Below are 304 nucleotides of genomic sequence, written 5' to 3'. Positions count from 1 at the left end.
CGCCGAAAACCGACAGCTTTTCATGGCCGAAATTGCGCACCTTTTCGGTGTCCTTGCCCAGCAACACGTCGACCAGGTGGCCCACACCATAGCGCTGGCCGGTGCGAAACACCGCCGACAGGGCCTGGCGCGCCGGCTCGGTAGCATCCCAGGTCTGGACGTTGTCGACGCAGTAGTCACAGTGCCCGCACGGCTGCTCGAGAATTTCATCGAAGTAGGCCAGCAGCGTCTGGCGGCGGCAGCGGGTTTCTTCGCACAGCGCCAGCATGGCATAGAGCTTGTGCTGCTCGATGCGCTTGTGGCG

The 304-nt window shown here is 63.2% G+C and carries 1 protein-coding gene; it reads right to left on the bottom strand.

What is annotated here, in order from left to right; all coding sequences use genetic code 11:
• A partial coding sequence (locus QWI17_RS06305; RefSeq protein ID WP_302721679.1) for an RQC domain-containing protein occupies window positions 1-304 on the bottom strand: 304 nt, incomplete at both ends.

This window comes from Gilvimarinus gilvus (genome assembly GCF_030518155.1).
Lineage (GTDB): Bacteria > Pseudomonadota > Gammaproteobacteria > Pseudomonadales > Cellvibrionaceae > Gilvimarinus > Gilvimarinus gilvus.
This window is presented reverse-complemented; position numbering and strand designations above follow the sequence as displayed.